Source organism: Citrobacter enshiensis (genome assembly GCF_029338175.1).
Lineage (GTDB): Bacteria > Pseudomonadota > Gammaproteobacteria > Enterobacterales > Enterobacteriaceae > Citrobacter_D > Citrobacter_D enshiensis.
In genome coordinates this window covers 3,143,919-3,156,582 of record NZ_CP119862.1, presented here as the reverse complement: position 1 = coordinate 3,156,582, position 12,664 = coordinate 3,143,919, and the positions used below count along the sequence as shown (strand labels likewise).

At 54.3% G+C, this 12,664-nt stretch carries 10 protein-coding genes; 2 read left to right on the top strand and 8 right to left on the bottom strand.

What is annotated here, in order from left to right; all coding sequences use genetic code 11:
- Window positions 1-38: 38 nt before the first annotated feature.
- The 3 genes from P2W74_RS15175 to poxB are packed head-to-tail and all read right to left on the bottom strand — an operon-like array spanning window position 39 to window position 4,238.
- Window positions 39-1,469, bottom strand: coding sequence for an SDR family oxidoreductase (locus P2W74_RS15175; protein WP_276292256.1), 1,431 nt, complete (start codon window positions 1,467-1,469; stop codon window positions 39-41).
- Window positions 1,470-1,479: 10 nt separating this feature from the next.
- Window positions 1,480-2,481, bottom strand: a complete 1,002-nt coding sequence (gene ltaE / locus P2W74_RS15170) for a low-specificity L-threonine aldolase (RefSeq protein ID WP_203358319.1) — start codon at window positions 2,479-2,481, stop codon at window positions 1,480-1,482.
- 38 nt (window positions 2,482-2,519) lie between these two features.
- Window positions 2,520-4,238 carry a ubiquinone-dependent pyruvate dehydrogenase gene (poxB, locus tag P2W74_RS15165; RefSeq protein ID WP_276292255.1) on the bottom strand — a complete coding sequence of 573 codons (1,719 nt, stop codon included), beginning with the start codon at window positions 4,236-4,238 and terminating at the stop codon, window positions 2,520-2,522.
- A gap of 153 nt (window positions 4,239-4,391) precedes the next feature.
- Between poxB and P2W74_RS15160 the strand changes: the two genes are divergently transcribed.
- Entirely contained in the window at window positions 4,392-4,826 is a 435-nt protein-coding gene (locus P2W74_RS15160; protein ID WP_276292254.1) for a DoxX family protein, read from the top strand.
- A 90-nt stretch (window positions 4,827-4,916) separates the two neighbouring features.
- On the opposite strand, the gene hcr is transcribed toward P2W74_RS15160, so the two are convergent.
- From hcr to aqpZ, 4 genes are all read right to left on the bottom strand, one after another.
- A complete protein-coding gene (gene hcr / locus P2W74_RS15155) occupies window positions 4,917-5,885 on the bottom strand; it encodes an NADH oxidoreductase (protein WP_276292253.1) in 969 nt (322 codons plus the stop codon).
- A gap of 11 nt (window positions 5,886-5,896) precedes the next feature.
- Window positions 5,897-7,549, bottom strand: coding sequence for a hydroxylamine reductase (gene hcp / locus P2W74_RS15150; protein ID WP_276292252.1), 1,653 nt, complete (start codon window positions 7,547-7,549; stop codon window positions 5,897-5,899).
- Window positions 7,550-7,691: 142 nt separating this feature from the next.
- On the bottom strand, window positions 7,692-8,591 hold the full coding sequence (locus P2W74_RS15145) for a LysO family transporter (RefSeq protein WP_276292251.1): 900 nt from the start codon (window positions 8,589-8,591) through the stop codon (window positions 7,692-7,694).
- A gap of 154 nt (window positions 8,592-8,745) precedes the next feature.
- Complete coding sequence (gene aqpZ / locus P2W74_RS15140) at window positions 8,746-9,483, bottom strand: aquaporin Z (RefSeq protein ID WP_276292250.1); 738 nt, start codon at window positions 9,481-9,483, stop codon at window positions 8,746-8,748.
- A gap of 426 nt (window positions 9,484-9,909) precedes the next feature.
- Between aqpZ and P2W74_RS15135 the strand changes: the two genes are divergently transcribed.
- On the top strand, window positions 9,910-11,568 hold the full coding sequence (locus P2W74_RS15135; RefSeq protein ID WP_276292249.1) for an ATP-dependent endonuclease: 1,659 nt from the start codon (window positions 9,910-9,912) through the stop codon (window positions 11,566-11,568).
- On the opposite strand, the gene P2W74_RS15130 is transcribed toward P2W74_RS15135, so the two are convergent.
- Window positions 11,565-12,515 (bottom strand): VirK/YbjX family protein, encoded by a 951-nt coding sequence (locus tag P2W74_RS15130; RefSeq protein WP_276295201.1) that lies wholly within the window; start codon window positions 12,513-12,515, stop codon window positions 11,565-11,567. The two genes, P2W74_RS15135 and P2W74_RS15130, sit on opposite strands and share 4 nt — an antisense overlap.
- Window positions 12,516-12,664: the final 149 nt, after the last annotated feature.

Below are 12,664 nucleotides of genomic sequence, written 5' to 3'. Positions count from 1 at the left end.
CAATGGGAAACATGAAACAATACAGTATGTTTTTATTACTAATCTGTGATTTGTTCTGCAAGTCTGGCAATTCGTTTCGCCATGCCGCGAAAAATAAACAGATGCGCGGGGATCATCAGCAGCCAGTAGAAGAGTCCGGGCATTCCGTGCGGGTGCCACCAGGCACGCACATCTATCTGTCGGTGATCGCCTTTGTCTTCGAGTGTAAAACTCAGACGACCCAGCCCAGGGGCTTTCATACCAAACAGCAATGTGAGTTGTTTTTCTGGCTCAACGATGATCACCTTCCAACTGTCTACCGTATCGCCCACTTGCAAAAGTTCGCGTGCGGGTCGACCTTTTGCCAGTTTATGACCGATCAACCTGTCCATCAGTGCCCGGGTCTGCCACAAAATATTGCCGAAGAAGTAACGCTCTTTCCCGCCGAGACGGTTCACCACCTGCCATAACGCTTTCAGACTGGCGGGGGTCTTGACGGTAAAGCCAGCCTGTTTGGCAAAATAACCGTATTCCGGACGCCAGCGGGCAAACGCCAGGGCGTCGTACCCCCAGTCGCTGGAGTTCACCAGCTTTTCCTCTTCCTTCAGCGTGCTGCGAACGGCATCGTCAAAGGTGATGAGCGTTTGCGGTATCAGCGCGCGCAGTGCGGTGTCGTCGGCCAGCAGATCGTGTTTCAGCCCCTGTATCAAGGCTTTTGCTGTGGTGGGCGGCACCGAAGTAATGACGTTTAAGAACCAGACGGAAATCCAGCGGGTCGGGAAAGGGATGGGAATCAGCAGTCGGTGTTTGCCGCTGACGGCCATAAAGTGTTCAAACTGTTCCTGATAGCTCAGTACCTGCGGTCCGGCAGCTTCGAGAATGCGATGTTCGCTGGCAGGATGGTCCAGTAGCGCCACCAGATAATGCAGTAAGTTTTCCAGCGCAATGGGCGTGGTGCGTGAGCGTACCCAGCGCGGCGGCGTCAGCACCGGCAGGTTATAGACCATGTCGCGCATGACTTCGAAAGCGGCTGAACCGGCCCCGACAATAATACCGGCGCGCAACTCGGTGACCGGTACGCCGGAATCACGCAGGGTTTCCGCCGTGAGCTGTCGCGCGCGCAAATGTTCAGACTGTTCATGCACGGGAGCCTGCAACGAACTGAGAAAAATCAGCTGTTTGACTGGGGTGTTTCGCAGCGCATCGCGGACGTTCAGCGCCACCTGACGTTCATGGGCGATAAAGTCGCCTTTTTCGCCCATGCCGTGAACCAGATAGTAAACCGTGTCGACCCCTGCCAGCAGAGGGGCGAGATTATCCGGCCAGTTCAGATCAACCTTATGGCAACTGACATTCGCCAGTTGTTGTTTTTCCAGCCGTTCAATACGACGTGCCGCCGCCAGCACCTGATGCCCCTGTTGGCTGAGTACTTGCACCAGATGTTGACCAATATAACCACTGGCGCCAAGCACCAAAATTCGTTGCGGCACGTCTGTCTCCTTAGCGATGTAAAAAAGCGCGCCAGTGGGCGACAACGTCGGCAAGCTGCTCGCGCGATACGTCCAGATGCGTGACCAGACGCACAATCGGCGAGGCGTTGATCAGCACGTCGTGCGCGCGCATATGCTCGCCTAATGCGGCGGCATTCTCTTCGCCAACGCGGACGAACAGCATGTTGGTGTCGTGGCGCATTACATCAGCCCCGGCTTCACGCAGTTGCTCTGCCATCCAGGCGGCATTGTCGTGATCGTCCTGTAAACGTGCGACGTTATTTTTCAGAGCATACAGCCCGGCGGCTGCCAGAATTCCAGCCTGGCGCATGCCGCCGCCGGTCATCTTACGCCAGCGGGTTGCGCGTTTAATATAGTCATGGCTGCCGACCAATAAAGAGCCTACCGGCGTCCCCAGACCTTTCGACAGACAGATGGTGAATGAATCACAATACTGCGTGATCTCTTTGAGCTCGCAGCCATAAGCGACCACCGCGTTGAAAATACGCGCGCCGTCAACGTGCAGCGCCAGACCGCGCTCGCGGGTGAACGTCCACGCCTCTTTCAGATACTCGCGCGGCAGCACTTTCCCGTTGTGGGTGTTTTCAAGGCTGAGCAGGCGGGTACGGGCAAAATGGATATCGTCCGCTTTGATCTTTGCCGCTACTTTATCCAGCGGTAGCGTACCGTCGGAGGCGGCATCGATAGGCTGAGGTTGAATGCTACCCAGCACCGCGGCGCCACCGGCCTCATACAGATAATTATGTGCTCCCTGACCGGCGATATACTCTTCGCCGCGCTCACAGTGGCTCAGCAGCGCTACCAGATTGGCCTGGGTGCCGGTAGGTAAAAAGAGCGCTGCTTCTTTGCCGGAAAGCTCGGCGGCGTACTGTTGCAACGCGTTAACGGTGGGGTCATCTCCATACACATCGTCCCCGACCGGAGCGGCCATCATCTCTTCAAGCATGGCGCGACTCGGACGGGTAACGGTATCACTGCGTAAATCGATCATTGCACATCCCTATTGTTTAAATGGCGATGTGCATTGTTTTACCTGAGCCAGTTGGTTTTTGCCAGTTCGATCACTTCGTCGCCGCGTCCGCTGATGATCGCGCGCAGCATGTACAGACTAAAACCTTTGGCCTGCTCCAGTTTAATTTGCGGTGGAATGGCCAACTCTTCTTTCGCGACAACCACGTCGACCAGTACCGGACCGTCGATGGACATCGCCCTTTGCAGGGCTTCATCAACGTCAGCGGCTTTTTCCACGCGAATACCGGGAATGCCGCAGGCTTCGGCGATGCGCGCAAAGTTGGTGTCGTGCAGTTCGGTGCCGTCAGTAAGATAGCCGCCTGCTTTCATTTCCATCGCCACAAATCCCAGTACGCTGTTGTTGAAGACGACAATTTTCACCGGCAGTTTCATCTGCACAACAGAGAGAAAATCACCCATCAGCATACTGAAGCCGCCGTCGCCGCACATCGCCACCACCTGATGCCCCGGCGCGGTCGCCTGTGCGCCCAGCGCCTGCGGCATCGCATTGGCCATTGAACCGTGGTTAAACGATCCGAGCAGGCGGCGTTTGCCGTTCATTTTCAGGTAGCGCGCCGCCCAGACGGTTGGCGTGCCGACATCGCAGGTGAAGATGGCGTCATCGGCGGCGAAATGGCTGATTTGCTGCGCCAGATACTGCGGATGAATGGCTTTGTCACTCGGTTTTGCCAGGTCGTCCAGCCCTTTACGCGCGTTGCGATAGTGCTCCAGCGCGTTATCGAGGAAGGCGCGATCGGTTTTTTCTTCCACCAGCGGCAGCAGCGCGCTGAGCGTCGATTTGATATCGCCAACCAGCGCCATATCGACCTTGCTGTGGGCGCCGATGCTGGCGGGGTTGATATCTACCTGAATAATTTTGGCGTCAGTGGGATAGAAGGCGCGATAGGGGAACTGGGTGCCGAGCAGGATCAGCGTGTCGGCATTCATCATGGTATGAAACCCGGAAGAAAAACCGATTAGCCCCGTCATGCCTACATCGTAGGGGTTGTCGTATTCGACATGTTCTTTCCCGCGCAGGGCGTGAACAATTGGGGCTTTGATTTTGGCGGCAAACTCGACCAGCTCTTTATGCGCGCCCGCGCAACCGCTGCCGCACATCAGCGCGATATTGCTGGAATAGCGTAACAGCTGCGCCAGTTTTTTGAGCTCTTCGGCGGTGGGTGTAACAACGGGGTGCGGCGCGTGGTACCAGTGCGTACTGGCACCCTCTGGCGCAGGTTTCAGGGCGACGTCGCCCGGCAGCACGACAACCGAAACGCCGCGATTCAGCACCGCCTTACGCATCGCAATCGCCAGAACCTGTGGGATCTGTTCTGGACTGGAAACCAGCTCGCAATAGTGGCTACATTCACGGAACAACTCTTGCGGGTGGGTCTCCTGGAAATAACCGCTCCCTATTTCGCTGGAGGGGATATGGGCGGCAATGGCCAGTACCGGAACGTGATTGCGATGACAATCGAACAGGCCGTTAATCAGGTGCAGGTTGCCCGGTCCACAGGAGCCCGCGCACACCGCCAGTTCGCCAGTAAGCTGCGCTTCCGCACCAGCGGCAAAGGCCGCCACCTCCTCATGGCGGGTCGACATCCATTCAATCGTTCCCATGCGATTGAGGCTGTCGCTCAGGCCGTTCAGCGAATCGCCCGTCACACCCCAGATACGTTTCACGCCAGCCTGTTCAAGAGTTTTGGCAATAAAAGCAGCAACGGTTTGTTTCATGGTTTTCCATCTCCTTAAATGTGATACCGGTTACAAGTTTAGATGAATATAATGATTACGCTGCGTGACACCCCCTTATTTTCGGCAGGTTACTTTCAACGGGGGTAACGCGTAGCTTGGGACGATAAAGGACAGAACAAGGAGTAAATTCAAATGGTTGCAACATTGTTAAGTGCAGTGAATCGGATGCTGACGCACGAGGATTTTGGCAAGTTTTTATTACGCCTGGCTGTCGGGGGGCTGATGTTGTTTCATGGGCTGCATAAGCTGTTTGCCGGTATTGATGGCATTAGCGGGATGCTGATTGCAAAAGGGCTTCCGGGCTTTATCGCCTATGGCGTTCTGCTGGGTGAAGTGATTGCGCCTTGCCTGATTATTCTCGGTATTCTGACGCGTCCGGCGGCGCTGGTGCTGGCGTTTACAATGATTGTGGCGTGGCTGATGGTCGGGATCAATGAAACCTGGGCGCTGGATAAAACCGGAGCATGGGCGATTGAAAGTCTGGTGTATTTCTTTATCGGTGCGCTGGCGGTGGCGTTTCTCGGCGCGGGACGGTTTTCGGTTGCCGGAAATTCGGCGTGGCGTTAAGGTGAATAATTGCCGGATGGCGGCGTAAACGCCTGATCCGGCCTACAAATGTTGTTGTAGGCCGGATCAGCGCCATCCGACAATGGATTATCAGGCGAGCACTAAATCGCCCTGTGGATGGCAGGAACACGCCAGCACATACCCTTCGGCGATCTCTGCATCGGTCAGCGTCATGGTGCTGGTGACCGTGTAGTTACCATCCACCACTTTGGTTTTACAGCAACCGCATACACCGGCACGGCAGGCGACGGTGAGCGGCACGTTATTGCTTTCCATCGCTTCCAGCAGCGTGGTGCCGACCGGCGCATAAAATGCTTTCGCGGGCTGCAGCTTGGTGAACTTCAGACCTTCGGTTGCGGCTTCGGCGACAGGCGTGAAGAACTTCTCTTTAAAGAAGCGCGTTACGCCGAGCGCTTTCACTTCCTGCTCGACCAGATCCATATATGGCGCCGGACCGCAGGTCATAACGGTACGAGACGTCAGGTCAGGAACACGTTGCAGCAGTTCTGTGGTCAGTCGGCCTGACACAAAACCGTCGGTGGCATCGTTTTCAGCGACCAGCGTCACCGGATACTGACGCCACTCCTGCGCAAAAATGACATCCTGCGGCGAGCGCACGTTATAGATAACCTGCACATCGGCCTGCGGGCGATACGTTGCCAACCAACGGCGCATCGACATGATCGGCGTCACGCCGCAGCCCGCCGCCAGCATCAGGAATTTCTCTTCGGCTTTATCTTCGCAGGTAAAGTCGCCCATTGCATCGGAGAGCCAGAGATAGTCGCCGCGTTTGACATCACGGGTTAACCACTGTGAGCCCGCACCGTCATCAATACGGCGAACGGTCAGCGTAATGTACTCACTGACGCCCGGCGTGGAAGAGAGGGTGTAAGCACGCAGTGTCTCTGCCGAGTTGCGTACGCTGACCAGCGCATACTGCCCGGCACGGTACGGATAATAGTCGTGGCACAGCAACGAAATCGTCCATACATCCGGGGTTTCCTGATGAATGTGATGAACCTGCATCCGCCATGGGCACTGATGGGTTGGCATTGTCATGATGTAACTCCTTACGCGCTCAGCAGTTGCTTCATATCTTCTTCAACGGTGGTGACGGAACGCAGACCAAATTTCTCGTTGAGTACGGCCAGCAGATCCGGGGTGAAGAAACCTGGCGCTGTAGGGCCGGTGACGATGTTTTTCACACCCAATGACAGCAGGGTCAGCAGGATCACAATCGCTTTCTGTTCGAACCAGGAAAGCACCAGAGACAGCGGCAGATCGTTCACGCCACAGCCCAGTTTTTCCGCCAGCGTGACCGCCAGAATAATGGCGGAGTAAGCGTCATTACACTGACCTGCATCAACCAGACGCGGCAGACCTTCGATATCGCCGAAGTCCAGTTTGTTGAAGCGGTATTTGCCACAGGCCAGGGTCAGGATCAGACAGTCGTCCGGTACGCTGGTGGCGAAATCGGTGAAGTAGTTACGTTCGCCGCGTGCGCCGTCGCAGCCGCCGACCAGGAAGATGTGGCGCAGTTTTTCACGGCTCACCAGATCGATAAGCGTATCCGCAGCGCCCAGCAGCGTCTGACGACCGAAACCGACGGTGATCAGGTGTGGGATTTCGCTGTACGGGAAGCCTGCCATCTGCTGCGCCTGAGCGATAACCGGACCGAAGTTGTCACCTTCGAGATGGCTAACGCCCGGCCAACCGACGATGCTGCGGGTCCAGATACGGTCGTCATACGCGCCAACGGTTGGGTCGATGATGCAGTTAGAGGTCATCACGATAGGGCCAGGGAAGCGGGCGAATTCAACCTGCTGGTTCTGCCAGCCGCTGCCGTAGTTACCGATCAGATGTTTGAATTTACGCAGTTCCGGGTAACCGTGCGCGGGCAGCATTTCGCCGTGGGTGTAGACGTTAACGCCGGTACCTTCGGTTTGCTCCAGCAGGTTGTAGAGATCTTTCAGGTCGTGACCGGAGATCAGAATGCATTTGCCTTCGGTGGCTTTAACGTTGACCTGAGTCGGTGTTGGGTGACCGTATTTGGTGGTTTCACCGGTATCCAGAATGCTCATCACTTTGAAGTTCATCTGACCGATTTCCATTGAGCACCCCAGCAGAGCGTTCATATCGGAAGGCCAGGTGCCCAGCCACGCCATGATTTTGTGGTACTGCGCGTAGATATCGTTGTCGTACTGACCGAGTACGTGCGCGTGCTCCATATAAGCAGCGGCACCTTTCAGGCCGTACAGGCAAAGCAGACGCAGGCCGAGAATGTTCTCGCCAATGGTGGCTTTGTCTTTATTCGGGGTAAATTCAGCGGCCTGACGTTGCAGCGCGCCCAGATCGTCGCTCGCCATTTGCAGGTCAGCCATCGGGTTGTTGACGGTGGCGTTGGCATCGATGTTCAGACACTGCGCTTTCAGCGCTTCACGCATCGCGATGGCTTCGCGGGCGTAGCCGACAATGCGGGGTGAATCGAAGTTAACGTTGGTCAGCGTGGAGAAAAACGCACGCGGCGCAAAGTTATCAATTTCGTGGTCGATGATGCCGTATTCACGGGCTTTGACGGCCCATGCAGACAGACCTTGTAGGGAGGCAATCAGCAGATCCTGCAGATCGGAGGTTTCAGCCGTTTTACCGCACATACCCTGCGCGTAAGAGCAGCCGTTTCCTGCCGGAGTACGGATGGTTTGTTCACATTGCACACAAAACATGGTCACACCTTTAAAGTTATATTTAATATACATCTTTAAGATTATGCCTGTGCGTGAAGGGATAAAAGGGATTTCTGATACAACTTGCAGGGAGATTGATTTAGCGCAATTTTGGCGGTAGCGCTCTACCGCCAGGGAGGTATCAGGCGGAGAAAAACGCCATCAGGATGGGCACCAGCAGACTCAGTATAAAACCGTGAACAATCGCGGCAGGGACCATCTCCAGGCCGCCTGTGCGCTGTAGCACGGGCAGGGTAAAATCCATCGACGTGGCGCCGCACAAGCCTAAGGCGGTAGAACGGCTACGACGGACTAAACCGGGGATCAGCATGATGGCTACCAGCTCTCGCGCCAGATCGTTAAAGAAGGCGGAACTGCCGATGACCGGTCCGAAGGATTCGGTGAGCAGGATACCCGAAAGGGAATACCAGCCGAAACCGGACGCCATTGCCAGCGCGGTGTTGAGAGGCAGGTCGAGAATAAACGCATTGATCAGGCCGCCCACCAGGGAGCTGGCAACCACCACGACCGCGACAATCATTCCCCGGCGATTCAGCACAATTTGTTTCAGGGTCATGCCGCTGTTGCGTAATTGAATCCCCACCAGGAACAATAAAAAGATCAGCGTATATTCGCTGGCTTCAGTCGCGTGTTGTAAAAAAGCCAACCCGCTGAGTCCAAGCGCAAAACCGAGCACCACGACGCCGCATAATTTAAGCGACTCCAGCGCCATAGCAATACGCGACGGCAGTTTTTCCTGCTGGTGGTTGTGCCGCCAGGGTATTGAGCGTTCCAGCCACAGTAATGCAGCAATATTACACAGCAAAATAACGGTAATACTGACGGCAGAGTAATAAAAAATAGAGAGCAGATTACTGGCGAGGTTATCCAGAAACGCCAGACTAATACCCATAAAGAAAAGGATGAGATAAACCATCCAGCTCAACAAGCGATTGATCAGGATTAATGCAGGTTTATGCCGAAGGGGAACGAGGTAGCCCACCATCAGCGGGAGCAGAATGATTAAGAGTCCTGAAAACATGAACAGCCGGGTCCTTTAATGAGTATCTGTTTAGCGCCAGTGACACTACCCAATTCCGGCTGTGCAGTCAAAGAGCAAAATAAAAGCCGGGTGGCGGTTACGCCTTACCCGGCTTACATTTTTATGCAGCTCGCGGACCTGTTGGTCAGATACGCTAATTGCTATCTGACACCGCAGCGCGTGCATTATCAGTATCCGCGTCGCGTTTTTCCAGCAGCGTGCGGTAGATAAGACCACCGAGGATGCCGCCGATGATTGGCATCACCCAGAACAACCACAGCTGTTCCAGCGCCCAACCGCCCTGGAAGAGGGCAACGGCGGTGCTACGCGCCGGGTTAACGGACGTATTGGTCACCGGAATACTGATTAAGTGAATCAGGGTAAGTGCAAGACCAATCGCAATAGGGGCAAAGCCCGCTGGCGCGTTTTTATCGGTTGCACCGTGAATCACTAATAAGAAACCGGCGGTCAGGACAATTTCAATGACAATGGCGGAAAGCATCGAGTAACCGCCTGGCGAATGCTCACCGTAGCCATTTGATGCAAATCCACTGGCGGTCGCATCAAAGCCAGCTTTACCGCTGGCAATAAGATAAAGCACTGCCGCAGCAATAATGCCGCCGACGACCTGAGCGATAATATAACCAATAACGTCTTTTGCCGGGAAACGACCGCCGGCCCATAAACCTAACGTGACTGCCGGGTTAAAATGACCACCAGAAATATGACCAACAGCAAATGCCATGGTTAAAACGGTCAGACCAAATGCCAGCGCAACGCCAGCAAATCCAATACCTAATTCAGGAAACGCTGCTGCCAGAACGGCACTCCCGCAACCACCAAAAACAAGCCAGAATGTACCAAAACATTCGGCCGCTAATTTTCTGAACATATCCACCTCAATTTAAAAAATTGGTCATGATTTCTCATGCCAACCGTATTTATCGCCATAAAAGGGTGACGATAGAATGCATGAACCGGTATTTTAAAAACGAACGCCACCCAATCACCAGTTAAATAAATCTACGAAATTTGATTTAGGGCAATGTGCAGTTATTCCTTGAGCCAATTTTCCATAGAAACAGTGTAGTGCATTTTCACCTGAAGGTGGTTTTATTGAAAAATGATATAATTCATTAAGTTAACTATTATATTATTCTCTTATTCTTGAAATGTATCTGGGCGGGACACGCTGTATGACGCGTTCATTATTCAATCCGTTGCCTGTTGTGACCGTGCGGACATCACATCAGCCGTGAGATTTTACCGTTATACTGCGGATAGCTTAATGGAATAGTGACTCTTTTCTGGAGGAAGCATGATTCTCGAACGCGTTGAGATTGTAGGTTTTCGCGGGATCAATCGACTGTCGTTGATGCTGGAGCAAAACAACGTACTGATTGGGGAGAACGCCTGGGGTAAATCCAGTTTGCTGGACGCGCTGACCCTGTTGCTGTCGCCGGAATCCGATCTTTATCATTTTGTCCGTGAGGATTTCTGGTTTCCTCCCGGCGATATCCAGGATCGGGAACACCATCTGCATATCATTCTCACGTTTCGTGAATCGCAACCTGGCCGCCACCGGGTGCGTCGTTATCGCCCGCTGGCCGACTGCTGGACGCTGTGTCGCGACGACTATCACCGCATTTTTTATCGTCTGGAAGGCGAATGCGCCGAAGACGACACTGTCATGACATTGCGCAGTTTCCTTGATGGCGACGGACATCCATTACCCGTTGACGATATTAACGACCAGGCCCGGCATCTTATTCGCCTGATGCCGGTACTGCGCCTGCGCGATGCGCGTTTTATGCGCCGGATCCGTAACGGTACGGTGCCCGATATGCCCGATGTGGAAGTGACCGCCAGGCAACTGGATTTTCTGGCCCGGGAACTGGCGATGCGTCCCCAGAATCTGACCGACAGCCAGATACGTCAGGGGCTGTCGGCGATGGTGCAATTGCTGGAACATTACTTCTCTGAGCAAGGCGCCGGGCAATCACGCTATCGGCTCATGCGTCGACGTTCGAATAACGAACAGCGAAGCTGGCGGTATCTGGACATCATCAACCGAATGATCGACAAACCCGGCGGGCGTACCCATCGGGTGATTCTGCTGGGGCTGTTTTCGACGTTATTACAGGCAAAAGGCTCCCTGAGGTTAGATAAAGATGCACGGCCTCTGTTGCTGGTAGAAGACCCGGAAACGCGGTTACATCCCATTATGCTGTCGGTGGCCTGGCAACTGTTGAATCTGCTGCCGCTGCAACGTGTGGCCACGACTAACTCTGGTGAGTTGTTGTCGCTCACTCCGGTGGAACATGTTGTTCGCCTGGTGCGTGAATCCTCGCGCGTGGCGGCGTGGCGGTTGGGACCCGGTGGGTTGAGTGCGGAAGATGGACGGCGCATTGCGTTTCATATTCGTTTCAACCGCGCCTCTTCTTTATTTGCGCGCTGCTGGTTACTGGTCGAGGGTGAAACCGAAACCTGGGTTATCAACGAACTGGCGCGTCAATGCGGGCATCACTTTGACGCTGAAGGGATTAAAGTGATTGAGTTTGCCCAGTCGGGTTTAAAACCGCTGGTGAAATTCGCCCGACGGATGGGGATTGAGTGGCATGTGCTGGTCGACGGCGATGAAGCGGGGAAAAAATATGCCGCCACGGTGCGCAGCTTGCTTGATAACGACCGGGAAGCGGAGCGTGAGCATCTCACCGTATTACCTGCGCTGGATATGGAACATTTTATGTACCGGCAGGGATTTTCAGACGTCTTTCACCGGGTGGCGCAGATCCCGGAAAATATTCCGATGAACATGCGCAAGATTATTTCTAAAGCGATCCATCGCTCATCGAAACCGGACCTTGCCATTGAAGTTGCCATGGAAGCGGGTCGGCGCGGCGTTGATGCGGTGCCGACCCTGTTCAGAAAGATGTTCTCACGCGTGCTCTGGCTGGCGCGTGGCCGGGCCGATTAACGGCGGAACAAATCTGACATTTGCGCCTGAATAGCGTCCAGCATCTGATAGCGACGACGGTATTCAGCGCGTTTCTTGCTGGCGATTTCCGATATGTCCTTGCGCGTGAGCGTGCAGGGAAGGTGGTAATAGCCATTTTCATCGCACTCCCCCCCACAGGCCGCCCAAAAGGCGCTGTAGTCGGCGTGGATTTTGTCATCTTTATCCCGATAGCGCAGGCTACGGTAAATGTGCGTCTCATTGCTGACAGCAAGAATTTGTTTGACCTGCAAACGTTCGGCGAATCGGCATACGGCCTCCATGACCAGACGTTTGGGAAATAAACCGTGACAGGATTTGGTCGCGCTTTGAATAGCTTCATGGGGGAGCTCGCGCTTACCGCCCTGTAACCCGCCGATAAACAGGGTCCGTTTGCCCTGATATTCACACAGGGTGAAGGTCATTTCCGCCAGCGTTTCCCCGTCACCGTTACGCACGAGTATGGTGCTGTCACCCTCTTTATCGAGGGAGACCATCATGGTCAGTTCAAGAGTGAAGATTTCCCCATTTTTACCTTCCAGTTGCGCCAGCTGTAACCCGGGCGTGTTCATATATGTGCTTAATTCTTCTGGCGTCATGAACGTATGCAGCAGGGCGTAATGATAACGCAATGCTTCCAGTAATTGTTTGCGGCCCAGATTTGCCGCAAGGTAGGGGCGATGAAGGCGGACCGGGAGTCGCGGTTGTCGCGTCAGCAAGACGTTCAGATCCGGCCACTGTGAAAGCTCGGTCATCCATTCACGACTCAAACGGGGCATCAGCAGGGAGCGCAACATAAATTTCCGCCGGAAACTGCGTTGATGCCAGAATTTCCCCGGGCGCCACAGGCCGCGGGTCAGACTGAAAAATAACCCCAGGCTCGTCATGGGGCGAGAAGGAGAGAAAGCATTTTCGGTGAGCTGCGACATATTCAACCATCCAATAAAAAGGTGTCGCATGGATTTCACCATCAGCATACTTAACCAAATATCAATAACTCTGTTACTCTCATTGCCTTTCAATACTTGTTTATTATTGGTTGATGTTGGCTCAATCACTCTGGCGGAATATACGGGGA

Bases quoted from the DNA above. Each gene is read 5' to 3' on its own strand.
- P2W74_RS15135 (WP_276292249.1), top strand. From the start codon at position 9,910: ATGATTCTCGAACGCGTTGAGATTGTAGGTTTTCGCGGGATCAATCGA.
- aqpZ (WP_276292250.1), bottom strand. From the start codon at position 9,483: ATGTTCAGAAAATTAGCGGCCGAATGTTTTGGTACATTCTGGCTTGTT.
- hcp (WP_276292252.1), bottom strand. From the start codon at position 7,549: ATGTTTTGTGTGCAATGTGAACAAACCATCCGTACTCCGGCAGGAAAC.
- ltaE (WP_203358319.1), bottom strand. From the start codon at position 2,481: ATGATCGATTTACGCAGTGATACCGTTACCCGTCCGAGTCGCGCCATG.
- P2W74_RS15160 (WP_276292254.1), top strand. From the start codon at position 4,392: ATGGTTGCAACATTGTTAAGTGCAGTGAATCGGATGCTGACGCACGAG.
- P2W74_RS15145 (WP_276292251.1), bottom strand. From the start codon at position 8,591: ATGTTTTCAGGACTCTTAATCATTCTGCTCCCGCTGATGGTGGGCTAC.
- P2W74_RS15130 (WP_276295201.1), bottom strand. From the start codon at position 12,515: ATGTCGCAGCTCACCGAAAATGCTTTCTCTCCTTCTCGCCCCATGACG.
- poxB (WP_276292255.1), bottom strand. From the start codon at position 4,238: ATGAAACAAACCGTTGCTGCTTTTATTGCCAAAACTCTTGAACAGGCT.
- hcr (WP_276292253.1), bottom strand. From the start codon at position 5,885: ATGACAATGCCAACCCATCAGTGCCCATGGCGGATGCAGGTTCATCAC.